This window comes from Brevundimonas sp. T2-11 (genome assembly GCF_055397675.1).
The window spans coordinates 18,704-41,613 of sequence record NZ_AP027920.1 but is presented as its reverse complement, the minus strand read 5'-3'; the positions used below and the strand labels follow the sequence as shown (position 1 = coordinate 41,613).

The window sequence follows — 22,910 nt, the reverse complement described above, 5'->3', positions numbered from 1 at the left end:
CCCGGATCGGCGTAAAGCGCCGAGGTCTGTCTGCCCCCCTCGCGGAGTTCCCCATGCTGATCCACCTGTCGTCCTGGCCCGAAATCGACGCGCGCCTGAAGGACGGCGCCGCCCTGTCGAGGACCGTCATCGTGCCGATCGGCTCGAACGAGCAGCATGGCCCGACCGGCCTGCTGGGCACCGACTGGCTCTGCCCCGAGATCATCGCCCACGCCGCCGAGAAGGGCGACGAGCGCCTGATCGTGGCCCCGACCTTCAACATCGGCATGGCCCAGCACCACCTGGCCTTCCCCGGCACCATCAGCCTGCGCCCCTCGACCTTCATGGCCGCCATCACCGACTGGGTGTCGTCCCTGGCCCGCCACGGCTTCGAGCGCATCTATTTCCTCAACGGCCACGGCGGCAACGTCGCCACCATCGAAGCCACCTTCGCCGAGATCTACGCCGAGTGGTCCTTCGTCGAGGAGCGTCCTCCATTTGTCCTGAAGCTGCGCAACTGGTGGGACCTGCCCGGCGTGCACAAACTGTGCGAGGAGATCTTCCCCGTCGGCCATGGCGCCCACGCCACGCCCTCCGAGATCGCCGTCACCCAGGCCGCCTATCCCGACCATATCAAGACGGCCGACTACAGCCCCAAGATCGCCCCCATGGGCCCGATCCGCGACGCGCTCGACTACCGCGCCCGCTTCCCCGACGGCCGCATCGGCTCGGACCCGGCCCAGGCCAGCCCCGAGAAGGGCCAGACCATCATCGACGCCTCCATCCCGGCCCTGATCCAGGACGTCTCGGCCTTCGCCGCCGAAGTCCTGCCCTGAAGCTGAAGGGGCCTGATCCGCTTGCCCCGCGCGCGGAACAGGCCCAGGCTCCCCGCATGAACCCCATTGCTCGCGCCGCCCGCACCGCCCGCGCCGGACAGGAGACCGCCGAGGCCTCGGCCCAGGTCATCGCCCGGCGTCTGGCCATCATGGGCGAGGCCCTGGCCGATCCCCTGAACGCCGATCATGCGGAACTGGGCCGGATGGGCGCGGAAAAGGTCGAGGCCCTGACGGCCTCGGCCGGGGCCATGGCGTCCGGCGCCCTCGATCTGGCCGATCAGGGCCGCCGCATCGCCGACCGCGAGGGGCTGGAAGCCTCGGCCCACCTGGCGCGGCTCGCAAAGACGGACAGTCTGGCCGGGGCGGCGGCGCTGCAGGCCGCCTGGGGCGTGGGCCTCTGGTCCCGCGCCCTGTCCGACAGCTGGGACCTGGGAAACACCATGCTGAAGCTGCAGGCCCAGGCCCTGTCGCCCATCCACGCCGCCGCCGTAGCCAACGCCCGGCGCCTGAAGAAGTAGCCTGGCTCGCGCGGCCGTGATGGAACGCCGCCCCCCTTTGCCGGTTGCCCTGTCTCCACCTGCGCGAAGGAGCCCGGCATGGCCGAGAAAGATCCCAAGACGCCCTACCCCGGCATGATGGGCGACGGGACCGAGGAGCAGAACCTCAACCAGCCCGGCGATCCATCCAAGCGGATCACGGAGGAAGAGGTCGACGAAGCCTTCACCAAGGACCCGAAGATCGTCCCGAAGGAATAACCCGCCCTCAGGCCGTCCGGATGATCCCGCCCCTGGCCTCCACCGGCCAGGGCGTCAGCTTGCCGCCCGCGCAGGGTCCGCCGACGCAGGCGCCCGACAGCGGCTCGAACACCGCCCCGTGCCAGCCGCACAGGATCAGCGACCCGTCCGGCGTCAGATAGCGGTCCAGCTCCATGGCGATGGAGAAGCCCGCGTGCGGGCAGCGGTCGACCCAGCCGGCCACCGCCCCGTCCTTCTTGACCACAAAGCCGTGGAAGAAGGCCTCCCCGATCTGCAGCACGAAACCGCGCGAGCCGGGATCATTAATGTCCGTCTCGGCGCACAGGGGCACGTTGGGCGGCGTCTTCCAGACCCGCTTGCGCTCCGGGGTTTCCGGCGCGGCGATCTCTTCGGCCACTATTCGCGCTCGGGTTTCAGCGGGCGGCTCATCAGGCTCTCGATCGCCTGATCCACCGTCAGTTCGCCCGCCAGCACCGCCGCCGTCGCCTCGCAGATGGGCGTATCCACGCCCAGCCGACGCGTCAGTTCGCGAACGGCCGGCGCGCTCTCATAGCCCTCGGCCACCGAGCGCTTGCCTTCCAGCGCCTGCTCGACGCTGAGGCCCTGCCCCAGGGCCAGACCCAGGCTCATGTTGCGCGATTGCGGGCTGGAGCAGGTCAGCACCAGATCGCCGAGGCCGCAAAGCCCCGCCGCCGTCTCGGCCTTGCCGCCCAGGGCCGTGGCCACACGGACGATCTCGGCGAAGCCGCGCGTGATGACGGCGGCGTGGGCGCTGCGGCCCAGTTCGCGGCCCTCGACGATGCCGCAGGCGATGGCCAGCACGTTCTTCAGCGCCCCGCCCGTCTCGGCCCCGATCAGGTCGTCGGCGTAATAGGGCCGGAACACCGGCCCCGACAGGGCGCCCGCCAGGGCCTCGGCCATAGCCGCGTCGGCGCAGGCCAGGGTCACGGCGCTGGGCAGGCCCCGCGCCACCTCGGCGGCGAAGCTCGGCCCCGACAGCACGGCCGCCGTCGCTGACGGAATCGTCTCGGCCAGCACGTCGGTCATCAGCTTCAGCGAGCCGCGTTCAATGCCCTTGGCGCACAGGATGATGGGCAGGCCGGGCCGCGCATAGGGCGCGAAGGCCGCCAGCGTCGCCCGCATGTGCTGGGCCGGCGGCACGGCCAGGATCAGGTCGCAGTCGGCCAGATCGGCCAGATCCGAGGTGACGTTAATGGCCGCGTCCAGCTCGACCCCTGGCAGGAAGGCGTCGTTCATCCGCCGCGTGCGGATGCTCTCGATCACCTCGGGCTCGCGCGCCTGCAGGACGACCGCCAGGCCCGCCGCCGCCGCGCTCTGCGCCAGGGCCGTGCCCCATGCGCCGCCGCCAATTACGCCTGCCGTATGAAATTCCATGTCTTCTCCGGTCCCCCGACCACCGCCTGGACGAAGGCCCGTCAGGCCTTCGCGCCCTTGCGGCCCGTTTTCTTGTGCACAGGATCGGCGTTCGCGCGCGCCTCGTCCAGAGGCCATCGCGGCCGGGCGGCGACATCAATGTCCGAGGTCAGGCCTTTTTCCAGCCGCTCCGCCCCCGCCAGGGCGATCATGGCCGCATTGTCGGTGCAATAAACCATGGGCGGCGCCAGGAAGCTGAAGCCGTGCTTCGTCGCCAGATCCTCCAGCGTGCGCCGGATCGTCTTGTTCGCGGCCACGCCGCCCGCGACGACGAAATGCAGACGCCCATTCTTGACCCCTACCGCCTCGCGCACGGCGCTCGGCTGCTTGAGGGCGCCCTCCGCTTTTTCAAGCTCCGGGTGCGCCTCGGCATAGGCCAGCATGGCCCGCTCGGTCCGCTCAGCCAGCTGGCGCGCGATCGCCTTCTGCACCGCGTCGGCCAGATCGGCCCGGTCCTGCTCGCTCGTACAGGTCTGGGCCAGCCGTGAGGCCGCCGTCTTCAGCCCCGAGAAGGAGAAGTCGCAGTCCTTGCGCCCCAGCAGGGCGCGCGGCAGGTCGAAGCGCGAACCGTCGCCCTTCTGGGCCAGCTTCTCCAGCGCCGGCCCGCCCGGATAGCCCAGCCCCATGGCCTTGGCGATCTTGTCGAAGGCCTCGCCGGCCGCGTCGTCGATGGTCGTGCCCAGCCGGCTCATGTCGCCGATGCCGCGCACCTCCAGCAGCTGGCAGTGCCCGCCCGAGACCAGCAGCAGCAGGAAGGGATAGGACGTCTCCGCCCCCAGCCGCGCCGACACCGCATGGCCCTCCAGATGGTTGACCGCGATCAGCGGCAGGTCGCGCGCCAGGGCCACGGCCTTGCCGTAGCTCAGCCCCACCATGACTCCGCCGACCAGACCCGGCCCCGCCGTCGCCGCCACCCCGTCGAGGGCCGCGTAGTCGATCCCGGCCTCGGCCATGGCCCGGCGCGCCACACCGTCGATCATCTCGACATGGCTGCGGGCGGCGATTTCCGGCACCACCCCGCCAAAGGCGGCGTGTTCGTCGATCTGGCTGTGAATGACGCTGGACAGGACCTCGGCGCCGGACGCCGACAGCCGCACCACAGAGGCGGCGGTCTCGTCGCAGCTGGTCTCCAGACCCAGCACGGTCAATCCGTCCGACCGCCGTTCGGTTGCCCCCGTCGTTCCGCTGCTATAGTCCGCGCCAGTGTTCATCGGGTCGAGGTAGCGGCCCGGTTCCCCTTTCGCAACGGCTGCGCGACCTCATGACCCCGCTTCTTCGCATCGGCACCCGCCGCTCCAGGCTGGCCCTGGCCCAGTCCGGCATGATGCAGCGCGCCATCGGCCGCGCCCTGGGCGTCGCCGACGACCAGATCGAACAGCTTGTTCCTCTGGTCGAGATCGTCACCACCGGCGACCGCATCCAGGACCGCCGCCTGCTGGAAGTCGGCGGCAAGGCCCTGTTCACCAAGGAGATCGAAGAAGCCCTGCTGGACGGCCGCGTCGACGTCGCCGTCCACTCCATGAAGGACGTCCCCGCCGAACAGCCTGACGGTCTGGCCATCGCCGCCGTGCCGGAACGCGAGGACGCCCGCGACGGCTTCATCAGCGAACATTTCGCCAGCTTCGCCGACCTGCCCCACGGCGCCCGCCTGGGCACCGCCTCCCTGCGGCGCCAGGCCCAGGCCCTGGCCCTGCGCCCCGACCTGCAGATCGAGATGCTGCGCGGCAATGTCGACACCCGGCTGAAGCGGCTCAGGGACGGCGACTTCGACGCCATCCTGCTGGCCTGCTCGGGCCTCAACCGTCTCGGCTTCTCCGAGGTCATCCGCGAGCGCCTGTCGCTCGACGCCTTCCTGCCCGCCCCGGGCCAGGGCGCCCTGGCCATCCAGACCCGCGAGGGCGACGCCGACGCCGACTGGACCCGCGCCCTCAACCATGACCTGACCGCCCTGGCCGTCGCCGCCGAGCGCGGGGCCATGACCGCGCTGGAGGGCTCGTGCCGCACCGCCATCGGCGCCTACGCCCTGATCGAGGGCGACGTTCTGCGCCTGACCACCGAAATGCTCAGCCCCGACGGCTCGGCCCGCTGGCGCCGCGTCGGCGAAATCTCCGGCGTCACGGCCGCGACCGCCCTCGACCACGCCCGCTCGCTCGGCCTGCGCCTCGGCGCCGAGGTCCAGGCCGAGGCCGGCGACCAGAAGATCGACCTCTAGGCCATGCGGCCGATCCGCCGCGTCTGGATCACCCGCGCCCAGCCCGGCGCCGCGCGCACCGCCGCGCGTCTGACGGCGCTCGGCTTCACGCCCGTCGTCGCCCCCCTGTTGGCCATCCGCCCCCTGCCCGACGCCCTCGACGCGGCGCCGGACTTCGCCGCCGTCGCGGCCCTGGCCTTCACCAGCCCCAATGGCGTCGAGGCCTTCGCGGCCCTGACGCCCGCCTTGCGTGACCGCCCCGTCTTCGCTGTCGGCGACGCCACCGCCGAGGCCGCCCGCGAGGCGGGCTTCAAGAACGCCCGCTCGGCCGCCGGCGACATCCACGCCCTGGCCGCCCTTATCAAGGCCGCCCCCCGCGACGGCCTGATCCTCGCCCCCGGCGCCCGCGAGCCCGCCGGCGACCTGCCCGCCCTCCTGCCCGACCACAGCATCCTGCGCCTTCCCGTCTACGCCGCCGAGGAAACGGGGATCGTCCCGCCCGTGGCCTTCGACGCGGTCCTGCTCCACTCCCCTCGCGCCGCCCGCGCCCTGGCCGCCGTCCTCACGTCGGAAATGGCCCGGAACCGCCTCGCCGTCTGCATTTCCGAAGCCGCCGCCGCCCCGCTGCAGCCCCTCGGCCTGGCCGAAATCCGCCTCGCCGACGCCCCGGATGAAAACTCCGTGCTGACAGCGCTTGGCAAGTCCGCCGGACCCGTATAAAGACCCCACCTCGCGCGGCTTTCCGACCTTCGGGTCCCGGCCGACGACCGGAGCCGCTTTAGCTCAGCCGGTAGAGCACCTCATTCGTAATGAGGGGGTCAGGTGTTCGAGTCACCTAAGCGGCACCACTTCCCTTTCCTGACATGGCTGCAAGGCGAAAGCCCGTCCTATCGCGCCGGCGACGGCTCGTGCGCGGCTTCCTGCGTCCTGATTCCGCGCCATGCTTCGGTCATCCCTTGAACGTATAAGCATATCTTTATATGTCTGTCCGCTTCACCGTCTTGCAGGAGCCTGCCTTGGCCCGTTCGTCCTTCCTCTTCACGTCCGAGAGCGTCTCGGAAGGTCACCCCGACAAGGTCGCGGACCAGATCTCCGACGCCATCGTCGACCTGTTCCTGGCCAAGGACCCCGAGGCGCGCGTGGCGTGCGAGACCCTGACGACGACCAATCTGGTGGTTCTGGCCGGCGAGATTCGCGGCAAGGGCATCATGGATACGCAAGGCAACTGGGCCCCCGGCGTCGAGCAGGAGATCGAGGATACGGTGCGCGGCGTGGTCCGCGACATCGGCTATGAGCAGGACGGCTTCCACTGGAAGACCTTCCGCTTCGAGAACAACCTGCACCCGCAGTCCGCCCACATCGCCCAGGGCGTCGACGCCGGCGAGGACAAGGACGAGGGCGCCGGCGATCAGGGCATCATGTTCGGCTACGCCTCGAACGAAACGCCCGAGCTGATGCCGGCCACCCTGCAGTACAGCCACAACATCCTGAAGGCCCTGGCCGAGGCCCGCCATTCGGGCCAGGAGCCGGGCCTGGAGCCCGACGCCAAGAGCCAGGTCACACTCTACTACGAAAACGGCCGCCCGGTGCGCGCCGCCTCGATCGTCGTCTCGACCCAGCACAAGGACGGCCTCAGCCAGGACCAGGTTGCGGCCATCGTCAAACCCTATGTCGAGAAGGTGCTGCCCGCCGGCTTCATCACCAACGAGACCGAGTGGCACATCAACCCGACCGGCACCTTCGTCATCGGCGGGCCTGACGGCGACGCCGGCGTGACCGGGCGCAAGATCATCGTCGACACCTACGGCGGCGCGGCCCCGCACGGCGGCGGCGCCTTCTCGGGCAAGGACCCGACCAAGGTCGACCGCTCGGCCGCCTACGCCTGCCGCTACCTGGCCAAGAACGTGGTCGCCGCCGGCCTGGCCGACCGCTGCACCATCCAGATCAGCTACGCCATCGGCGTGTCCAAGCCCCTGTCGGTCCACGTCGACCTGCACGGCACGGGCAAGATCGACGAGGCGGTGCTGGAGCGCGAACTGCCCCGTCTGATCGGCGGCGCCTCGCCGCGCGCCATCCGCGAACACCTGGGCCTGAACAAGCCCATCTATCGCCGCAGCGCCGCCTACGGCCATTTCGGCCGCGCCCCCGACGCCGACGGCGGCTTCAGCTGGGAAAGGACCGATCTGGTCGACCAGCTCAAGGCCCTCGTCTGAGGCCGGCGACCGCCTGAACACTGAAGGGCGTCGCGGCTTCGGTCGCGGCGCCTTTTTCACATCGGCGTCTCACGACACAATCATGCCCTTGCATCAGGCGGCGTCTGGTCCTTTAAGCGCGCCAGACACGCCTCCCCGCGGCCCGAAAGGATTTTTCGACCCATGACCTCGCCCGCCCCCAAGAAAGTCGTCCTCGCCTATTCGGGCGGGCTGGACACGTCCATCATCCTGAAGTGGCTTCAGGAGGAATACGGCGCGGAGGTCATCACCTTCACCGCCGACCTGGGTCAGGGCGAAGAGCTGGCCCCCGCCAAGGAGAAGGCGCTGAAGCTGGGCATCAAGCCCGAGAACATCTTCATCGACGACCTGCGTGAAGAGTTCGTGCGCGACTTCGTCTTCCCGATGTTCCGCGCCAACGCCCTCTATGAAGGCCAGTATCTGCTCGGCACCTCGATCGCCCGCCCGCTGATCGCCAAGCGCCAGATCGAGATCGCCCGCCAGCTGGGCGCCGACGCCGTCTGCCACGGCGCCACCGGCAAGGGCAACGACCAGGTCCGCTTCGAGCTGGGCTACTACGCCCTGAACCCCGACATCCACGTCATCGCCCCCTGGCGCGAGTGGGAGTTCCGTTCGCGTGAAGCCCTGCTGGACTTCGCCGAGAAGCACCAGATCCCGATCTCCAAGGACAAGCGCGGCGAGGCTCCCTTCTCGGTCGACGCCAACCTTCTGCACTCCTCGTCCGAGGGCAAGGTTCTGGAAGACCCGGCGGTCGAGGCCCCCGAGTTCGTGCACCAGCGCACCATCTCGCCGGAAGCCGCCCCGGACGTGGCCACGGTCATCGAGATCGGCTTCGAGAAGGGCGACGCCGTCTCGATCAACGGCGAGGCCATGTCGCCCGCCACCCTGCTGACCGCCCTGAACCAGTACGGCCACGACAACGGCATCGGCCGTCTGGACCTGGTCGAGAACCGCTTCGTCGGCATGAAGTCGCGCGGCGTCTACGAGACCCCCGGCGGGACCATCCTGCTGGCCGCCCACCGCGGCATCGAGTCCATCACCCTCGATCGCGGCGCCATGCACCTGAAGGACGAACTGGCGGTCAAGTACGCCCACCTCGTCTACAACGGCTTCTGGTTCTCGCCCGAGCGCGAGATGCTGCAGGCCGCCGTGGACAAGAGCCAGGAGAAGGTCTCGGGCGTGGTCCGGGTCAAGCTCTACAAGGGCAACGCCACCGTCATCGGCCGCGAGAGCCCCTACAGCCTCTACGACCAGGACCTGGTGACCTTCGAGGAAGGCGTTCAGGCCTATGACCACAAGGACGCCGCCGGCTTCATCAAGCTGAACGCCCTGCGCCTGCGCGTCCTGGCCAAGCGCGACGCCCGCACCCAGGGCTAAGGCGCCGAAAGACTAGTGCCGGGCGATCCTCAGGATCGCCCGGCTGCGGTCGTCCGTGACCCAGATCGAGCCGTCGGCGGCGACGGCCATGACCACTGGCGAGCCGCGCGGCTGTCGCCCCGCCTCCCGATCCCAGCCCGGCGTCAATACCTTGCCCTTCACGCTCGGCGCCCCCGCCGGATAGGCCAGCGACCCGCGCGGATAGATGGCGTAACGCCCGCCCACATCGGTCAGCGGAACGCCGGCCTCGTCCGTCTCCACCGCCGTGATCCGGCCCGCCGTGCGGCGGAAGCCGTGCCAGGTCATCAGCAGACGGCCGCGCAGCTCCGGGAACATCGCCCCCTCGTAATAGATCATGTCCAGCGGCGCCGCGTGCGGCGGCAACAGGGCGACAGGCCGCTCCCGCTCGCCGCACCGCGCCTGCCGCGCGGGCCAGCCGGGCAAGGGCGTGGCCAGGTCCACGCAATAGGGCCAGCCGTAATGCCCGCCCTGGCGCAGCACATTGACCTCGTCGAACGGATGCTCGACCGTCGGTAGATCGACCGAGTTCTCGGCCTGCAGCACCGTCCCCGACGGGTGGCGCACCAGGGCGATCGAGTTCCTCAGACCGCTGGCGAAGACGCTGCTCTCCTCGGCCCAACGCCCATTCCCCAGATAGGCGTGACGGCGTACCTGGGCGGTTGTCGCCTCCTCGACGCAGCCCCCGCGCGCGTCGGCCTTCGGCTTGCCTGCGGCATCCAGACAGCGATCGCTCGGTGCCCCGACATTGACCAGCAGGTCGCCGTTCGCCTCGAAGACAAAGCTCGACAGGGGGTGGCGATTGTCGTGCAGCCGGTTGTCCGGCAGGTCCCCGATCACGGTCCGCACGGTCGCCGCCGGATCCGCCGCCTCGGAGTCCAGCGTCAGGATGCGGTTCATCTCGGACACATAGACCCGCCCGTCCGGGCCGCGCGCCACGGTGTGCGGCATCGACAGCCCCCCCGCCAGCCGCCGCCAGCGCGCCGCCCCGTCCGCCGCGAACGACAGCCGCCAGACCCCGCCCCGTCCGGCCTGCCAGCCGCCCAGGTCCGTGACCAGCCAGTCGCCGTCGTCCAACGGCATCAGTCCGCGCGGCATCCTCGGCCCCTCGGCGCCCGCTCCTTGCCAGACCAGTCCCAGACACAGCCCCGGCGCCATCCGCACCGTGGTCGCGGGCCGCCCGTCGCACTCGCCGCTGATCGCATAGGCGCGGGCCGGCTCGGCCGCGTCGGTCGCCGCCGCGCTCGCCAGGACGCCCGCCAGCACCATCGTCGATGCGATCAGAGCTCTGAGAACCATGATAAAACCTCTCGTCAAAGCCGATGGGCGTCAGCCTAGCCGAGCCGCGCTCCAATGACGACGCCCGGCCGCGCCCTGGCCGCCTCGACAAGCCTTGCCGCAGATTTTTCTCCACATCGGCGCGGAAGTGCGCAACCTTCCGCGCCGCCGGAGTCTTTAGGCTCCCTGTCCTATCGGAGCCTCTGATGTCCCTGCGTCTCGTCCTCGCCGCCACGGCGACCCTCGCCTTCGCCGCCCCCGTCTTCGCCCAGGAAGCTCCCGCCGCCGCTCCGGCCCCCGCAGAGGCCCCCGCCAAATCGGCCGCCGAGGTCGAAATGGAAGCCAAGGCCCAGGCCTTCGAAGCCCGCATGGCTCAACTTCAGCCCGAGCTTGAAGCCGCCATCACCGCGTCTGGCGGGGACCAGACCAAGGGCATGGCCGACGTCGACGCCATCCTGGCCCGCTATCAGCCCGAGATCGAAGGCTTCGCCGCCCAGCTGGAGGCCTTCATCGACAGCGAGATCGCCGCCACCACCGACGAGAGCAAGCGCCAGCAGATGACCGCGGCGCGCGCCCAGGTCGGACCGGCCCTGCGCGGCATCCCCGCCCAGATCCGCGCCGGCGCCGCCCAGGCCATCGCGGCCCAGGCCGCCGCCCCCGCGACCCCGCAGTAAACCCTGATCGGGCGGGGCTGGCCTCATGCCGGTCCCGCCGCCGACGGCGCCTTACCGCGATTTCACTTGAGATCGTTTCGCCTTCGACGGACCTTGCGACGTCCGTCGAAGGAGAAATCCGTCATGATCCGCGCCCTGTCGCTCGCCGCCGCCCTCGCCCTGCTGCCCGTTTCCGCCGCCGTGGCCCAGGACCAGAAGACCCAGGCCGAGGTCCAGCTGGAAGCCGCCGCCTCCGCCTTCGAAGCCAAGATGGAGGAGTTCGGCGAACGCGCTGAAGCCATCCAGGACATCGACGCGGTCGTCGCCGAAGCGCTCGCGGATGTTGAGCCGATGATGCAGGGCCTGATGACCAACGGCGCCTGGGCCCAGGCCGATCCCGACCAGATGGTCACCTATGGTCTGATGGCCGACTACGCCGTCGGCCAGACCGAAGAGGCCCTGGAAGAGGTCGAAGCGGCCTTCATCGCCCCGCCCGCGCCGCCGCCCCCGCCGGCCAAACCCGCCAGGATCTGATCTCGACGCCAGACCGCGCTTGACCTGACCGGCCCCTCGCCGGAAAGGGTCTTATGGCCGCGCTTCCTGTCGATCCGCATCTCTACGCCGCCTTCCTGGGCGTCATGGCCGTCATGGCGATCACGCCGGGACCGGCCAACCTGTTCGCCGTGGCGACCGGCATGGAGAAGGGCCGCGCCTCGGCCCTGATCGGCGTGGTCGGGATGAACGCCGCCACCCTGGTCTGGTTCGGCGCCGCCGCCCTCGGCCTCGGCGCCCTGGTCGCCGCCTTCCCCCAGGTCTTCCGCCTCATCGCCGTTCTCGGCGCCCTCTATGTCGCCTGGCTGGGCGTGAAGGCCCTGCGCGGCGCCTTCGCCACCGCCGCCGAGCCCGGTCATGTCGAGGTAAAACAGGGCCGCAGCGCCCTGATCGACGGCTTCGCGGTCCAGATCGCCAATCCCAAGGCCATCCTCTTCTTCACCGCCGTCCTGCCGCCCTTCCTCGACGTCAACCGTCCGGTCGCGCCCCAGCTGGCCCTGTTCGCCCTGGCCACCATCGGCATGGACGTCCTGTCGATGAGCGCCTACGGCCTCGGCGGCGCCGCCCTGGCCGACCGGATGAACCAGCCCCGCTTCAGGCGCGGCTTCGGGATCTTCGTCGGCGCCCTGCTGATCCTTGCAGCCGTCCTGATCATCACCAGATTGCAGGGGTAGGCGTCTGTGTCGCAGGCTCAGGAACTTGGCTGTTCACCCGCCGTTCAGCACTACGGACGTTCAGTGAACGTTCAAGGAGAACCTCCCATGAGAAATCTTCGCAAGACGTCGATTATGGCCGCCCTCGCAGGCGCCCTGGCCCTGGGCGCCTGCGCCACCGCCACGCCCTACCAACCGGCCGGTCTTGACGGTCAGCGCGGCGGCTACGCCGAGCAGCGTCTGGAGGCCAACCGCTACGCGGTCAGCTTCTCCGGCAACTCGGTCACCTCGCGCGACCAGGTCGAGATGTCGCTGCTGCTGCGTTCGGCCGAGCTGACGGTCGAGAACGGCTACGACTGGTTCGCCACCGTGACTCGCGCCACCGACCGCGACACCCGTTTCTATTCGACGCCGGATCCCTTCTACTATGATCGCTACGGCCCCTACTGGGGTCCGCAATGGCGCTTCTATCAGCGGGGCTACTGGAGCATGTGGGATCCCTACTGGGGTCGTGACCGCGACATCCGTCAGGTCGACCGCTACGAGGCCACGGCCGAGATCGTCATGGGCCGCGGTCCCAAGCCCGCCGGCGACGTCAACGCCTTCGACGCCCGCGAGGTCATCAGCAACATCGGCGGCCGCGTGACCCGGCCCGCCCCCCGGTAAGAGGGCGCTAACGCGAGCGCATTTCCTCCCCACTCAGTGGGGAGGTGGATCGGCGGCGAAGCCGACGAGACGGAGGGGCCGCTTCAAACGAGGCTGGCCCCTCCACCGCTTCGCGGTCCCCCTCCCCATTTCATGGGGAAGAAAGCCCTCAACCGACGCGAGGCGTCTTGAGTCGACGCTTGTTGGCGTGGGTCGCGGGCGCCGTGCCCAGGGCCTCCGGCACCTCGCCCTTGAAGTAGAAGCGCTGCCAGGCCTCCTTGGCCGCATCGGGATCGCCCGAGGCCAGACGGCTGTTGAAGTCGGTGCGCGCCCGGTTCCAGGCGTCGAACTGCCCCCTCATGCCGGGGTTGGACTCCAGCGAGCGGATCACCGGCTCGAAGCCTTCCACCTTGCGATGCTCGATCGGCAGGATGAAGCAGAAGGGCTCGCCCTTCTCGAACCGCACCTTGCCCGGCCGGGTGAAGATCCAGTTCATGGTGAAGGGGAAGGGCAGCCAGTCGGTCTCGATCAGACCGGTCAGCGGCTGGATGCCGTCCTTGACGTGGTTGGGCGACCCCTGCGCCAGCATCCCCCAACCCGGCGGGGTGCGGAACAGATACTGGGGGTGCATGGTCAGGACCCCGCGCGAGAAGTGCGAGCTGACGAAGTGATCCAGTTCCGGCTGGTGCCGGTCCGGCGTGATCTTGATGTCCGACTGGGCCGGGCCGCCGTTCCATTCCGCCGTGAAGCCGAACGGGACCAGGATCTCCCACCCCGTGGTGTTGGCCATGTTCAGCGGCAGGCAGCGATAGGGGTGCCGGCTGGCGAAGGCGTCCATCCAGTTGCGCGACTGGCGGCCCGGCACCAGGTCGCACGGCCGGGCGGTCATCGGATAGCATTCCAGTTCCAAGACGCGGGCTCCCAAACAGGCTAACGATTGTCTTCTCCTCCCCTATCGCTCCCGCCGCCCGCCCGACAAGGCCGAGATGACCGACACCGCCGCCGAACTGACTGTTCCCGCCCTCACTCCCGCCTACGACCGCGCCCGCATGCTGGCCTGGATGGCCGACAACGGCGTGGCCCAGACCACCCACGACCACCCCGCCGTCTTCCGCGTCGAGGAAGGTCTGGATCTCAAGGCCGACATGCCCGGCGTCCACACCAAGAACCTGTTTCTCAAGGACAAGAAGGGTCGGCTGTGGCTGATCTCGGCGGCCCAGGACACGGTCATCGATCTGAAACGCGCCCACAAAACCCTCGGCTCCGACCGCCTGTCCTTCGGCAACGAGACCCTGATGTGGGAGACCCTGGGCGTCCGCCCCGGCTCGGTCACGGCGCTCGGCCTGATCAACGACGCGGATCGCCGCGTCACCTTCGTTCTGGATCAGCGCCTGTGGGAGGCCGACGTCGTCAACTTCCATCCCCTGACCAACACCGCCACCACCGCCCTGGATCAGGCCGACTTCCGCCGCGTCCTGTCGCTTCTGGGCCGCGAGCCTCTCGTCGTGGACTTCGACGCGCTGGACTAGGCCTCGCGCATCGCGCATATACAACATATACGAAACGTATATGCGGAGTCGCCCCATGGGCATCGTCAATATCGAGGACGAGCTGCACGAACAGCTCCGTCGGGCCAGCAAGGCCTCCTGCCGGTCCATCAACGCCCAGGCCGCCTTCTGGATCAGGATCGGCATGCTGGGCGAGCTGAACCCCGGCCTGACATTTCAGGAGCTGGCGGCGCGCGAACTCAAGGCGGCGGGCGTCGGCGCCGACCTGACCGGCTCTGGTCTGACGGCGGCGGCATGACCAAGACCCCGGCCGAAATCGAACTGATGGCCGAGGCGGGACGCCTGCTGGCCTCGGTTTTCACGCATCTGGACGGCCTGCCGCTGGCGGGCATGAGCACCCTGCAGATCGACGCCCTGGTCGAGGCCTTCATCGTTGATGAACTGCACGCCCGCCCCGCCAGCAAGGGCCAGTACGGCTATGGCTTCGTGCTCAACAGTTCGCGCAACCAGGTCGTCTGCCACGGCGTGCCGTCCGCCGACGAGATCCTGTGCGACGGCGACATCGTCAATCTGGACATCACGCTGGAGAAGGACGGCTTCATCGCCGATTCCAGCAAGACCTATCTGATCGGCGACGTGGCCCGCCCCGCCCGCCGTCTGGTCCAGACCACCTATGAAGCGATGTGGAAGGGCATTCGCGCGGTGCGCCCCGGCGCCACCCTGGGCGACATCGGCCACGCCATCGAGCGCCACGCCGCGCGCAACGGCTATTCCATCGTCCGCGACTTCTGCGGCCACGGCATCGGCCGCGAGATGCACGAGGCGCCCCAGGTCCTGCACTTCGGCAAACCCGGAACCGGCATGAGGCTGCGCGAGGGCATGGTCTTCACCATCGAACCCATGCTCAACCAGGGCCGCCGCACCGTCGAGACCCTGGACGACGGCTGGACCGTGGTCACCACCGACGGAAAACTGTCCGCCCAGTTCGAGCATACCGTCGCCGTCACCCGCGACGGCGTCCGCATCCTCACCCTGCGCCCCGACGAGGCCCGGCTGGCGGCCTGAGCCTGACGCGGCGGCGACAACCGCATGGCAATGACCGCTTTCGACCCTTTGCGGACGCAAGTATTACGCGCCGAAGCTAGAAGGGACCTTCCCAAAACCTCGGATGGCGCTCATTCATTGGCCTCATGCCGGAGGCTAGGATGCCCCACCAGGAACGTGATCTGATAAGCAAAGTGCCTGCGGTGACGCTGGGCTTTTGGATCATCAAGATTCTTGCCACCACCCTGGGAGAAACAGCTGGCGACACCGTCACCATGACGATGAAGCTGGGCTATCTGGCGGGAACCGGCATCTTCATGGCCGTCTTGGCTGTCCTGGTCTGGCGGCAGATCGCGGCGAAACGGTTCCACCCCTTCCTCTACTGGGCGACCATCATCGCCTCGACCACGGCGGGGACCGCCCTGGCCGACTTCGCAACCCGGTCGTTAGGCATCGGTTACACGGGCGGATCGGCGCTCCTGTTGGTCTGCGTCCTCAGTTCGTTGGCCGCCTGGCGATGGACCATGGGGACCGTCTCGTCCGACGCGATCAGCACGCCACGCGTCGAAGTTTTCTACTGGTTGACGATCACCTTTTCCCAGACCTTGGGCACAGCGCTCGGGGACTGGACGGCTGACACGGGCGGGCTGGGCTATATCGGAGCCGCACTGGTGTTCGGCGCCTTGCTGGCGGTGGTCGCGGGTCTGGCGCTGTGGACCGGGGTCAACCGGGTGCTGCTGTTCTGGGCCGCCTTCATCCTGACCCGGCCCCTGGGCGCGACGGTCGGTGATTTTCTGGATAAGCCGCTGGACCATGGCGGTCTGGCGTTCAGCCGTCCTCTGGCCTCGCTGATCCTGACTGGCGTCATCGTCGTGCTGATCCTGCTCCTGCCGCAGCGTCCCGGCGGGCATCCGGGCGGCGCGACCGATACACGACCGGCCTGAGACATCTGCTGTTGCACAGGGTCTCCGAACGCGGTTCAACCCGACTAGAAGGAAGGGCCCGGTGAACACATCAAATCCGCACCACCTCCGCAACGTCCAACTGATCCGCAAGGGCGTGCTGGCGGCCTGCATTCTCGGCGTCTGCGTGCTGGCGGCGCTCAGTCAGACAATGAGCGGCGGCGACAGCCTGCATGAAACTATCGAGACCGTGGGCCTGGCCCTGATCGGCATCTGCATCGTCGGGCGCGCCTGGTGCTCCCTCTACATCGGCGGGCGCAAGAAGGCCGAGATCGTCGATCGGGGGCCCTATTCGATCAGCCGCAATCCGCTTTACGTCTTCAGCTTCATCGGGGCCTTCGGCATGGGGGCGCAGACGGGGTCGATCACCCTGTCCTTCCTGTTCCTGCTGATCGCCGTGGTCGTCTTCTACGCCACCGTCCGACGCGAGGAGGAATGGCTGGGGGCGGTGTTCGGCGAGCCCTATGCGGCCTATGTGGCGCGCACGCCGCGCTTCTGGCCCGACTTCCGCCAGTGGCGCGATCAGGAGACGCTGGAGGTGCGGCCCTCCTTCTTCCTGACCACCCTGCGCGACGGCCTGGCCTTCCTGCTGGTCATCCCTCTGTTCGAGGCGCTGGAGCACGCCCAGGACGTGGGCTGGGTCAAGGCGCTCTTTACGCTCCCCTAAACCTCCATGTCCGCTACCCACCCATAGCGGCCATCCGACCCTTTCGCTTTGAGGCACGCCCCCGGGGAAAGTCCCGTTTCCCTGAATCGCCCTGTCCAGGCGATGCGACAGCCCATAATATCGCCGTTCTTCATTCCAGCGCCCCCCCCCCCCCGGCGCCGCGAGCGTTCATCGCGTCAGACCCTGTCAGGGAGACGGTGCATGCGACTGTTGTGGAAAGCCCTGGCCGTGAGCGGCGTTGGTCTGGTCCTGACGGGTTCCAGCGCCCTGTCGCCCCTGCCCGCTGCGACGCCGGGCGCGCTCGATGCGATCTGCGGTCCCGCCAGCACAGGGGGAGCCTTGTTGCGTGAGCTGCTGATCGCCTCGGCCGTCGCCGCCCCCGCCAGCCAGCCCCAAATCCGTCAAGCTCAGGCCATCCCCCTCTATCCCGACCTGACGACCTCGGCGTTCAGGGCGACCACCGACGATCCCCGCGCCCAGGCCTATTTCAGTCAGGGCCTGATGTTCGCCTATGGCTTCAACCACGCCGGGGCCGTGCGCTCCTTCCGCGAAGCGCAAGGCCTCGATCCCGATTGCGCCGCCTGCTGGTGGGGCGAGGCCCTGTCGCTGGGACCCAACATCAACGCCCCGATGGACGACCGCGACCGGGCCGCCGCGCTGAACGCCAGCGACCGGGCCATGGCCCTGCGCGAGAAGGCCAGCCCCCGCGAACAGGCCCTGATCGAGGCTTTGGCCCTGCGCTATTCCCGCGATCCCGCCGCCGACCGCGCCGCCCTGGACGCCGCCTACGCCGACGCCATGCTGGCCGTCGCCGCCCGCTTTCCTGATGACGACGACATCGCCGTCCTGGCCGCCGAGGCGGCGATGGACACCACGCCCTGGAACTACTGGGAGGCCGACAAGCGCACCTCGATCGGCCGCAGCGGCGAGGCCGTGCGCCTTGTCGAGGCGGTCCTGACCCGCAACCCCGGTCATGTTCAGGCGGCCCACCTCTATATCCACCTGCTGGAGGCCGCCGATCCCCAGCGCGCCGAGGCCGCCGCCGACCGCCTGGCCGCGTCCTCCACGCCCAGCGCAGGCCATCTGGTCCACACGCCGGGCCACATCTATGTGCGGCGCGGGCGCTACGCCGACTCCATCCGCCTGAACGTGGCGGCGGCGCGCGCCGACGAGGCCTTCATCCGCGATGCGGGCGACGAGAGCCTGGTGCGCTACGGCTATTATCCGCACAACATCCACTTCATCGTCGCCTCGGCCCAGATGGCCGGCGACATGACCACCGCCCTGACCGAGGCGCGGCGCCTGCGCACGGTGCTGGACCCGGCCACCTCGGCCCGGATCGCCTGGATCCAGGTCATCGACGCCGCCCCGTATCAGGCCCTGGCCCAGTTCGCCGAGCCGCGCGCCATCCTGTCGGCCCCTGCGCCGGACGCCCGCCTGCCCTACGCCCTCGCCATGCGTCACTACGCCCGGGCCGTGGCCTACGCCCGGCTGCGCGACCAGAGGAGCTTTGATCGCGAACTGGCGGCGCTGAACGCGCTGAAGGCCTCGGACGCCTTCGCCGACATGATCGCCCAGGGCGTGCCGGCGCCTGACCTTCTGAGTCTGGCCGAGGCCGTGGCGCGCGGACGGCTGGCGACGGCGCGCGGGCGACACCTCGAGGCCGCCGACCACTATCGCCGCGCCGCCGACATCGAGGCCGACCTGCCCTATCAGGAGCCGCCCTACTGGTACTATCCGGTCAACCAGTCGCTGGGCGCGGCCCTCTATCAGGCCGGTCGCCCCGCCGAGGCCGCCGTCGCCTTCCGCTACGCCCTGGCCCAGACGCCCGCCAACGGCTGGGCCCTCTACGGCCTGGCCCGCAGCGAAGCCGCGCAAGGCCACGCCGACGAGGCCGCGACGGCGGAAGCGGCCCTGCGCGCCGCCTGGCTGGGCGACGGTCGCTGGCTGCGCATGGATCGCTTATAGAACCCTCTCCTTGCTCCCTTCCCCCTCGAGGGGGAGGGCTTACTTCGGGAGCGACCCCTTCTGACGCAGCGATCCGCTATAGGCAGGTTGAATCGGATCGCCGATTTCATACGATTCAGACGAATTGGACTCTGTTTTTCTCGCGGACCGGCCGCCCCTTGCGGCCAGACGCCTCAGGGTCGTCACTTGGCGCTTGATGATGAGGCATCCCGACGCCATCTGATCCGTTACGATTCTTCGACCCTGATGCGGACCCGATCATGACCTTCGCCGACCCCAAGCTTTCCGACGACCTGATCAAGGACGGCACGGACGCCTCATTCATGCAGGACGTGGTCGAGGCCTCGAAGCATCAGCCGGTCATCGTCGACTTCTGGGCCACCTGGTGCGGCCCCTGCCGGACGCTGGGCCCCGCTCTGGAAAAGGCCGTGCGCGGCGCCGCCGGCGCGGTGAAAATGGTCAAGATCGACGTCGACGCCAACCCGGCCTATGCGGGCCAGCTGCGGGTCCAGTCGATCCCGACGGTCTACGCCTTCGTCAACGGCCAGCCGGTCGACGGCTTCCAGGGCGCCATCCCGGACAGCCAGATCAAGGCCTTCATCGACAAGCTGACCGGCGGTGCGGGGGTCAACACCGACGTCGAGCAACTGCTGTCGCTGGGCGAGGAATCCCTGGGCCTCAACGATCTCGGCGGCGCCGCCCAGGCCTTCGCCCATGTCCTGACCATGGAGCCGGACAACCCCAAGGCCATCGCCGGCATGGCCCGCGTCTATCTGGCCGAGGGCGACGCCGAGCAGGCGCGTCAGACCATCGCCATGGCCCCCGCCGACTCGACCGATCCCACGGTCCAGAGCGTGCGCGCCCAACTGACGCTCGCCGCCGCCGCGCCGACGGGCGCCAACGCCGAACTGGAAGCAAGGATCGCCGCCGATCCCAATGATCATCAGGCCCGCTACGACCTCTCCCTGGCCCTGGCCTCGGCGGGCGACCTGAACGGCGCCGTCGATCAGCTGCTGGCCATCGTCAAGGCCGACCGCGAGTGGAACGATCAGGCGGCGCGCAAGCAGCTGCTGACGGTGTTCGAGGCGGCCGGCGCGACCAGCGAAGTCGCTCGCGACGGCCGTCGTCGCCTGTCCTCCATCCTCTTCGCCTGACCGGAGACCGGCGATGGCCCAGGGCTATATCAAGGCGATCGAGCTGCCCCAGGTGATCCCGGTCTTTCCCCTGCCGGGGTCGATCCTGCTGTCGCGCGGCCAGCTGCCGCTCAATGTGTTCGAGCCGCGCTATCTGAACATGGTGGACGACGCCATGGCCGGGGACCGGATCATCGGCCTGATCCAGCCCCAGACCAGCGCCCTGGAGCCCCAGCCGCCCCTGGCCCGCGTCGGCTGCGCCGGCCGCATCACCAGCTTCAATGAAACCTCGGACGGGCGCTATCTGATCACCCTGACCGGGGTCTGCCGGTTCCGGGTGACCGGCGAGTTGCAGGTCAGGACCCCCTACCGTCAGGTCCGCGCCGACTTCGCCCCGTTCGAGCCCGACCTGCGCGCACCGGACCCCGCCGCCGACTTCGACCGCGACAGCTTCCTCGACGCCCTGCGCCCCTATCTGGAGCACCGGGGTCTGAACGTGGACTGGGACACCGCCGAGGCCGCGCCCCAGGAGGCCCTGATCAACAGCCTGGCCATGGCCCTGCCGTTCGAGCCGCCCGAGAAACAGGCCCTGCTGGAGGCCGAGACCCTGGACGCCCGCGCGCGGGCCCTGACCGCCCTCCTGCGTATCGAAGCCGCCGCCAGCGACGACGACGACGGCCCGGCGATGCAGTAGGTCACTACCGCCCGGATTCGCCGCCCTTTTTGGATCATGCCCCGCCAAACGGGCTCAAGTAGCGCGAAGCGCGATAGCCCCCTAAGAAGCCAAACTTCCTCAAGCAGCGAGCGCCAGCGGCGCGAGCGATAGGAAACAAAGATGATGAGCGACGCCTTCAACACCCCCGTCTCGGTCGATCCCCGCCTGCTGGAGGTCCTGGTCTGCCCCGTCACGCGCGGTCGCCTGACCTATGACCGCGAGCGCAACGAGCTGGTCTCGGCCGGCGCCAAACTGGCCTTCCCCATCCGCGACGGCGTGCCGATCATGCTGGCCGAGGACGCGCGGCCTCTGGACTGAGCCTTACGCCGCCCTTAGGCGGCGGGCCGCTTTCCGCATCGCGTCCTTACGCCTCTCGGGTGTCTTCTTCGCCTCATGAAGGAGCCCCCCATGAGCCGTCGCGCCTTGCTGAACCAGTCCCTGCGCCCCGCCGTCCCCAGCGTCTGGCGCATGACCCAGACCGTTCTGGCCCTCTATCTCGGCTGCACGCCCCGCAATCAGGGCCGCCCGCGATGATGAGCGGCTATCCCGACAGGCGGGCGCCGGACCCGCGCCCGCACCCCGCCCGCGCCTATGGCGTCGTCGCCCGCGACGGCGGCTGGTGCGTCACCCTGGACGACTGCGCCACACGCCCCTTCAAGGACCGCGAGGCCGCCCTGCGCATCGCCCGCCAGCTTCAGACCCAGGCCGACCGCCTGCGCCACACGGAACCCCGGGCATGACGACAAGGCCGGTCCTGTTCGAAATCCGCCGCCTGGGCCGGGTCTGGCGTCTGGCCTCCTCGGACGGCCTCTTCTTCGGCCTGTTCCAGACCCGCGCCTCGGCCCTGCGCTGCGCGGTGGAAGAAGCCGACCGCCGCGACCACGCCGACGTCCTGCTGCACGCCCACGACTGACCAAACGGGCCTCAAGTAGCCCGAAGGGCGATAGGCCCCTCTTAGAGACTCTCGCCTCGCAAAAGGCGAGGCAAGTCCCCCGTCGCCCCGCCGGCCTCGTGCATGAAGGCCCGGCGCAGGGGGGCGATGCGGTTGACCGCCGCCATGCCCAGATCGCGCGCCAGCCGCACCGGCGGCAGGTCGTTGGAGAAGAGCCGCACGAAGCCGTCGAAGCCCGCCGCCAGCGCCGCGTTGTCAAAGCGGCGCCAGCGGGCGTAGCGCTCCAGCACCAGTTCCGAGCCGATGTCCTCACCGATGCGCATGGCGTCGGTCAGAACCTCGGCCAAGGCGGCGGCGTCCTTCAGGCCCATGTTCAGCCCCTGCCCCGCCACCGGGTGCACCCCGTGGGCGGCGTCGCCCAGGATGGCGATGCGCGGCGCCGTCAGCTTCTCGGCCAGTTGCAGCGACAGTGGATAGACGAAGCGCGGCCCGACGACCTCCACCCCGTCCAGGAACTCGCCGAAGCGGCGCATCAGGTGGGCGTGGAAGGCCTCGTCCGAGGCGACCTTCAGGGCCTCGGCCCGGCGGGTGCTCTCGGTCCAGACCAGACTGGCGCTCTGCTCCGTCAGGGGCAGGATGGCGAAGGGGCCGTCGGGCAGGAAATACTCGTGGGCGACATTGCCGTGGTCACGGCCCAGCCTGACCGTGGCCACCACGCCGCTCTGGCCGTAGCCCCAGCCGAAGGTGTCGATGCCCGCCGCCCGACGCACGGTCGAGCCGCGCCCCTCGGCGCCCACGACCAGAGGCGCGGCGAGGGTCGCGCCGTCCTTCAGCGTCACGCTTGCCAGCCCCGGCCCGACCTCGACCCCGGCCACGCTGGCGGGGGCGCGGACCTCGATCCCGGCGGCGGTCACAGCCTCGGCCAGGGCCGTGCGGATGCGGCGGTTCTCCAGCATATAGCCCAGGGGCTCGCCGCCGTTGCGGTCACCGATCTCGTCGGCGTCAAAGCGGATATAGGCCGGCGACGGCGGGCGGCTGGCCGCGCCCGGCCGCTTGCCGTCCGTCACCAGAATGCGGTCCATGCGGCAGGCGTGCGGCCTCAGGCTCTCGCCCAGCCCCAGGGCGTCCAGCATGCGGAAGGTGGAATAGGCGATGGCGGTCGAACGCCCGTCGAAGGTCGGCGCCAGCTGGGCGTCGAACGGCTGGGGGTCGACCAGCACCGGCTTCAGCCCGCCCTGGGCTGCGGCCAGGGCGAACGTCGCCCCCGCCAGTCCCGCGCCCGCGATGATGATGTCGTAGTCCGTCTGAGCCATGCCGCCTGTGTCGCGCTGATGGCCGCCCGCGTCCAGAGGCGAGAGGTCGCGGCGGTCTGATCGTCACCTGGTAAACAGCCCCTTAACCCTGTCGCGCGACAAGGGA

29 protein-coding genes and 1 tRNA gene are annotated in these 22,910 nt (G+C 69.5%); 24 read left to right on the top strand and 6 right to left on the bottom strand.

The genetic code is table 11. The annotated features are described in order from the left end of the window. Positions 1 to 53: 53 nt before the first annotated feature. The 3 genes from ACZ5XO_RS00250 to ACZ5XO_RS00240 all read left to right on the top strand — a co-directional run bounded on the left by ACZ5XO_RS00250 (position 54) and on the right by ACZ5XO_RS00240 (position 1,570). Positions 54 to 815 carry a creatininase family protein gene (locus ACZ5XO_RS00250; RefSeq protein WP_464163350.1) on the top strand — a complete coding sequence of 254 codons (762 nt, stop codon included), beginning with the start codon at positions 54 to 56 and terminating at the stop codon, positions 813 to 815. 56 nt (positions 816 to 871) lie between these two features. After that, positions 872 to 1,333 (top strand): phasin family protein, encoded by a 462-nt coding sequence (locus tag ACZ5XO_RS00245; protein ID WP_464163349.1) that lies wholly within the window; start codon positions 872 to 874, stop codon positions 1,331 to 1,333. Positions 1,334 to 1,411: 78 nt separating this feature from the next. Beyond that, complete coding sequence (locus tag ACZ5XO_RS00240) at positions 1,412 to 1,570, top strand: hypothetical protein (protein WP_207824187.1); 159 nt, start codon at positions 1,412 to 1,414, stop codon at positions 1,568 to 1,570. 7 nt (positions 1,571 to 1,577) lie between these two features. Here the strand turns inward: ACZ5XO_RS00240 and ACZ5XO_RS00235 are convergent, their stop codons facing one another. From ACZ5XO_RS00235 to tsaD, 3 genes are read right to left on the bottom strand one after another with little or no spacing between them, the layout of a single operon-like run. Continuing rightward, positions 1,578 to 1,967: a Rieske (2Fe-2S) protein gene (locus ACZ5XO_RS00235; RefSeq protein ID WP_464163348.1), complete on the bottom strand. Its 390-nt coding sequence runs from the start codon at positions 1,965 to 1,967 to the stop codon at positions 1,578 to 1,580. Continuing rightward, positions 1,967 to 2,965 carry an NAD(P)H-dependent glycerol-3-phosphate dehydrogenase gene (locus ACZ5XO_RS00230; RefSeq protein ID WP_464163347.1) on the bottom strand — a complete coding sequence of 333 codons (999 nt, stop codon included), beginning with the start codon at positions 2,963 to 2,965 and terminating at the stop codon, positions 1,967 to 1,969. Before ACZ5XO_RS00230 ends, ACZ5XO_RS00235 begins: the two co-directional genes overlap by 1 nt. Positions 2,966 to 3,006: 41 nt before the next feature. Further along, complete coding sequence (gene tsaD / locus ACZ5XO_RS00225; protein ID WP_464163346.1) at positions 3,007 to 4,215, bottom strand: tRNA (adenosine(37)-N6)-threonylcarbamoyltransferase complex transferase subunit TsaD; 1,209 nt, start codon at positions 4,213 to 4,215, stop codon at positions 3,007 to 3,009. A 50-nt stretch (positions 4,216 to 4,265) separates the two neighbouring features. On the opposite strand from tsaD, the gene hemC reads away from it, so the two are divergent. From hemC to ACZ5XO_RS00200, 5 genes are all read left to right on the top strand, one after another. Next, a complete protein-coding gene (hemC, locus tag ACZ5XO_RS00220) occupies positions 4,266 to 5,216 on the top strand; it encodes a hydroxymethylbilane synthase (RefSeq protein WP_464163345.1) in 951 nt (316 codons plus the stop codon). 3 nt (positions 5,217 to 5,219) lie between these two features. Next, the gene (locus ACZ5XO_RS00215; RefSeq protein WP_464163344.1) at positions 5,220 to 5,915 is read left to right on the top strand and encodes a uroporphyrinogen-III synthase; all 696 of its coding nucleotides are present in this window, start codon (positions 5,220 to 5,222) and stop codon (positions 5,913 to 5,915) included. A gap of 52 nt (positions 5,916 to 5,967) precedes the next feature. Further along, a tRNA-Thr gene (locus ACZ5XO_RS00210) sits at positions 5,968 to 6,043 on the top strand. 168 nt (positions 6,044 to 6,211) lie between these two features. After that, on the top strand, positions 6,212 to 7,408 hold the full coding sequence (gene metK / locus ACZ5XO_RS00205) for a methionine adenosyltransferase (RefSeq protein WP_464163343.1): 1,197 nt from the start codon (positions 6,212 to 6,214) through the stop codon (positions 7,406 to 7,408). 162 nt (positions 7,409 to 7,570) lie between these two features. Next, positions 7,571 to 8,803: an argininosuccinate synthase gene (locus ACZ5XO_RS00200; protein ID WP_464163342.1), complete on the top strand. Its 1,233-nt coding sequence runs from the start codon at positions 7,571 to 7,573 to the stop codon at positions 8,801 to 8,803. Between the two features lie 12 nt (positions 8,804 to 8,815). Here ACZ5XO_RS00200 and ACZ5XO_RS00195 read toward each other — a convergent pair whose 3' ends face one another. Next, entirely contained in the window at positions 8,816 to 10,120 is a 1,305-nt protein-coding gene (locus ACZ5XO_RS00195; RefSeq protein WP_464163341.1) for a PQQ-dependent sugar dehydrogenase, read from the bottom strand. Positions 10,121 to 10,305: 185 nt separating this feature from the next. Between ACZ5XO_RS00195 and ACZ5XO_RS00190 the strand changes: the two genes are divergently transcribed. From ACZ5XO_RS00190 to ACZ5XO_RS00175, 4 genes are all read left to right on the top strand, one after another. After that, positions 10,306 to 10,773 (top strand): hypothetical protein, encoded by a 468-nt coding sequence (locus tag ACZ5XO_RS00190; protein WP_464163340.1) that lies wholly within the window; start codon positions 10,306 to 10,308, stop codon positions 10,771 to 10,773. Positions 10,774 to 10,896: 123 nt separating this feature from the next. Then, positions 10,897 to 11,286: a hypothetical protein gene (locus tag ACZ5XO_RS00185; protein ID WP_464163339.1), complete on the top strand. Its 390-nt coding sequence runs from the start codon at positions 10,897 to 10,899 to the stop codon at positions 11,284 to 11,286. A gap of 53 nt (positions 11,287 to 11,339) precedes the next feature. Then, positions 11,340 to 11,978: a LysE family translocator gene (locus ACZ5XO_RS00180; protein ID WP_464163338.1), complete on the top strand. Its 639-nt coding sequence runs from the start codon at positions 11,340 to 11,342 to the stop codon at positions 11,976 to 11,978. A gap of 87 nt (positions 11,979 to 12,065) precedes the next feature. Then, positions 12,066 to 12,623, top strand: coding sequence for a CC0125/CC1285 family lipoprotein (locus ACZ5XO_RS00175; RefSeq protein ID WP_464163337.1), 558 nt, complete (start codon positions 12,066 to 12,068; stop codon positions 12,621 to 12,623). 148 nt (positions 12,624 to 12,771) lie between these two features. Here ACZ5XO_RS00175 and ACZ5XO_RS00170 read toward each other — a convergent pair whose 3' ends face one another. Further along, on the bottom strand, positions 12,772 to 13,512 hold the full coding sequence (locus tag ACZ5XO_RS00170) for a DUF6065 family protein (RefSeq protein ID WP_464163336.1): 741 nt from the start codon (positions 13,510 to 13,512) through the stop codon (positions 12,772 to 12,774). A 76-nt stretch (positions 13,513 to 13,588) separates the two neighbouring features. Here ACZ5XO_RS00170 and ACZ5XO_RS00165 point away from each other — a divergent pair, with 76 nt between their 5' ends. The 12 genes from ACZ5XO_RS00165 to ACZ5XO_RS00110 all read left to right on the top strand — a co-directional run bounded on the left by ACZ5XO_RS00165 (position 13,589) and on the right by ACZ5XO_RS00110 (position 21,512). Next, a complete protein-coding gene (locus ACZ5XO_RS00165) occupies positions 13,589 to 14,131 on the top strand; it encodes a prolyl-tRNA synthetase associated domain-containing protein (RefSeq protein ID WP_464163335.1) in 543 nt (180 codons plus the stop codon). 55 nt (positions 14,132 to 14,186) lie between these two features. Then, a complete protein-coding gene (locus ACZ5XO_RS00160) occupies positions 14,187 to 14,408 on the top strand; it encodes a ParD-like family protein (RefSeq protein WP_464164942.1) in 222 nt (73 codons plus the stop codon). Beyond that, positions 14,405 to 15,175, top strand: coding sequence for a type I methionyl aminopeptidase (gene map, locus ACZ5XO_RS00155; RefSeq protein ID WP_464163334.1), 771 nt, complete (start codon positions 14,405 to 14,407; stop codon positions 15,173 to 15,175). The genes ACZ5XO_RS00160 and map overlap by 4 nt, the downstream gene beginning before the upstream one ends. 182 nt (positions 15,176 to 15,357) lie before the next feature. After that, complete coding sequence (locus tag ACZ5XO_RS00150; RefSeq protein WP_464163333.1) at positions 15,358 to 16,098, top strand: COG4705 family protein; 741 nt, start codon at positions 15,358 to 15,360, stop codon at positions 16,096 to 16,098. 61 nt (positions 16,099 to 16,159) lie between these two features. Next, complete coding sequence (locus ACZ5XO_RS00145) at positions 16,160 to 16,783, top strand: methyltransferase family protein (protein WP_464163332.1); 624 nt, start codon at positions 16,160 to 16,162, stop codon at positions 16,781 to 16,783. 201 nt (positions 16,784 to 16,984) lie between these two features. After that, positions 16,985 to 18,751: a tetratricopeptide repeat protein gene (locus ACZ5XO_RS00140; RefSeq protein WP_464163331.1), complete on the top strand. Its 1,767-nt coding sequence runs from the start codon at positions 16,985 to 16,987 to the stop codon at positions 18,749 to 18,751. Positions 18,752 to 19,011: 260 nt separating this feature from the next. After that, positions 19,012 to 19,905, top strand: a complete 894-nt coding sequence (locus tag ACZ5XO_RS00135) for a tetratricopeptide repeat protein (RefSeq protein ID WP_464163330.1) — start codon at positions 19,012 to 19,014, stop codon at positions 19,903 to 19,905. 13 nt (positions 19,906 to 19,918) lie between these two features. Then, complete coding sequence (locus tag ACZ5XO_RS00130; RefSeq protein WP_464163329.1) at positions 19,919 to 20,578, top strand: LON peptidase substrate-binding domain-containing protein; 660 nt, start codon at positions 19,919 to 19,921, stop codon at positions 20,576 to 20,578. A 144-nt stretch (positions 20,579 to 20,722) separates the two neighbouring features. Further along, complete coding sequence (locus ACZ5XO_RS00125) at positions 20,723 to 20,917, top strand: Trm112 family protein (protein WP_003166576.1); 195 nt, start codon at positions 20,723 to 20,725, stop codon at positions 20,915 to 20,917. A 90-nt stretch (positions 20,918 to 21,007) separates the two neighbouring features. Further along, positions 21,008 to 21,133 carry a hypothetical protein gene (locus ACZ5XO_RS00120; RefSeq protein ID WP_464163328.1) on the top strand — a complete coding sequence of 42 codons (126 nt, stop codon included), beginning with the start codon at positions 21,008 to 21,010 and terminating at the stop codon, positions 21,131 to 21,133. Further along, positions 21,133 to 21,339, top strand: coding sequence for a hypothetical protein (locus tag ACZ5XO_RS00115; RefSeq protein WP_464163327.1), 207 nt, complete (start codon positions 21,133 to 21,135; stop codon positions 21,337 to 21,339). Before ACZ5XO_RS00120 ends, ACZ5XO_RS00115 begins: the two co-directional genes overlap by 1 nt. After that, a complete protein-coding gene (locus ACZ5XO_RS00110) occupies positions 21,336 to 21,512 on the top strand; it encodes a hypothetical protein (protein ID WP_464163326.1) in 177 nt (58 codons plus the stop codon). Before ACZ5XO_RS00115 ends, ACZ5XO_RS00110 begins: the two co-directional genes overlap by 4 nt. Before the next feature lie 41 nt (positions 21,513 to 21,553). Here the strand turns inward: ACZ5XO_RS00110 and ACZ5XO_RS00105 are convergent, their stop codons facing one another. Further along, positions 21,554 to 22,804, bottom strand: coding sequence for a UbiH/UbiF/VisC/COQ6 family ubiquinone biosynthesis hydroxylase (locus tag ACZ5XO_RS00105; RefSeq protein WP_464163325.1), 1,251 nt, complete (start codon positions 22,802 to 22,804; stop codon positions 21,554 to 21,556). Positions 22,805 to 22,910: the final 106 nt, after the last annotated feature.

Bases quoted from the DNA above. Each gene is read 5' to 3' on its own strand.
- ACZ5XO_RS00165 (WP_464163335.1), top strand. From the start codon at position 13,589: ATGACCGACACCGCCGCCGAACTGACTGTTCCCGCCCTCACTCCCGCC.
- map (WP_464163334.1), top strand. From the start codon at position 14,405: ATGACCAAGACCCCGGCCGAAATCGAACTGATGGCCGAGGCGGGACGC.
- ACZ5XO_RS00175 (WP_464163337.1), top strand. From the start codon at position 12,066: ATGAGAAATCTTCGCAAGACGTCGATTATGGCCGCCCTCGCAGGCGCC.
- tsaD (WP_464163346.1), bottom strand. From the start codon at position 4,215: ATGAACACTGGCGCGGACTATAGCAGCGGAACGACGGGGGCAACCGAA.
- ACZ5XO_RS00240 (WP_207824187.1), top strand. From the start codon at position 1,412: ATGGCCGAGAAAGATCCCAAGACGCCCTACCCCGGCATGATGGGCGAC.
- ACZ5XO_RS00120 (WP_464163328.1), top strand. From the start codon at position 21,008: ATGAGCCGTCGCGCCTTGCTGAACCAGTCCCTGCGCCCCGCCGTCCCC.
- ACZ5XO_RS00185 (WP_464163339.1), top strand. From the start codon at position 10,897: ATGATCCGCGCCCTGTCGCTCGCCGCCGCCCTCGCCCTGCTGCCCGTT.
- ACZ5XO_RS00245 (WP_464163349.1), top strand. From the start codon at position 872: ATGAACCCCATTGCTCGCGCCGCCCGCACCGCCCGCGCCGGACAGGAG.
- ACZ5XO_RS00230 (WP_464163347.1), bottom strand. From the start codon at position 2,965: ATGGAATTTCATACGGCAGGCGTAATTGGCGGCGGCGCATGGGGCACG.
- ACZ5XO_RS00140 (WP_464163331.1), top strand. From the start codon at position 16,985: ATGCGACTGTTGTGGAAAGCCCTGGCCGTGAGCGGCGTTGGTCTGGTC.
- ACZ5XO_RS00125 (WP_003166576.1), top strand. From the start codon at position 20,723: ATGAGCGACGCCTTCAACACCCCCGTCTCGGTCGATCCCCGCCTGCTG.
- ACZ5XO_RS00190 (WP_464163340.1), top strand. From the start codon at position 10,306: ATGTCCCTGCGTCTCGTCCTCGCCGCCACGGCGACCCTCGCCTTCGCC.
- ACZ5XO_RS00135 (WP_464163330.1), top strand. From the start codon at position 19,012: ATGACCTTCGCCGACCCCAAGCTTTCCGACGACCTGATCAAGGACGGC.
- ACZ5XO_RS00110 (WP_464163326.1), top strand. From the start codon at position 21,336: ATGACGACAAGGCCGGTCCTGTTCGAAATCCGCCGCCTGGGCCGGGTC.
- ACZ5XO_RS00115 (WP_464163327.1), top strand. From the start codon at position 21,133: ATGAGCGGCTATCCCGACAGGCGGGCGCCGGACCCGCGCCCGCACCCC.
- ACZ5XO_RS00215 (WP_464163344.1), top strand. From the start codon at position 5,220: ATGCGGCCGATCCGCCGCGTCTGGATCACCCGCGCCCAGCCCGGCGCC.
- ACZ5XO_RS00250 (WP_464163350.1), top strand. From the start codon at position 54: ATGCTGATCCACCTGTCGTCCTGGCCCGAAATCGACGCGCGCCTGAAG.
- ACZ5XO_RS00160 (WP_464164942.1), top strand. From the start codon at position 14,187: ATGGGCATCGTCAATATCGAGGACGAGCTGCACGAACAGCTCCGTCGG.
- ACZ5XO_RS00200 (WP_464163342.1), top strand. From the start codon at position 7,571: ATGACCTCGCCCGCCCCCAAGAAAGTCGTCCTCGCCTATTCGGGCGGG.
- ACZ5XO_RS00195 (WP_464163341.1), bottom strand. From the start codon at position 10,120: ATGGTTCTCAGAGCTCTGATCGCATCGACGATGGTGCTGGCGGGCGTC.
- ACZ5XO_RS00105 (WP_464163325.1), bottom strand. From the start codon at position 22,804: ATGGCTCAGACGGACTACGACATCATCATCGCGGGCGCGGGACTGGCG.
- hemC (WP_464163345.1), top strand. From the start codon at position 4,266: ATGACCCCGCTTCTTCGCATCGGCACCCGCCGCTCCAGGCTGGCCCTG.
- ACZ5XO_RS00130 (WP_464163329.1), top strand. From the start codon at position 19,919: ATGGCCCAGGGCTATATCAAGGCGATCGAGCTGCCCCAGGTGATCCCG.
- ACZ5XO_RS00180 (WP_464163338.1), top strand. From the start codon at position 11,340: ATGGCCGCGCTTCCTGTCGATCCGCATCTCTACGCCGCCTTCCTGGGC.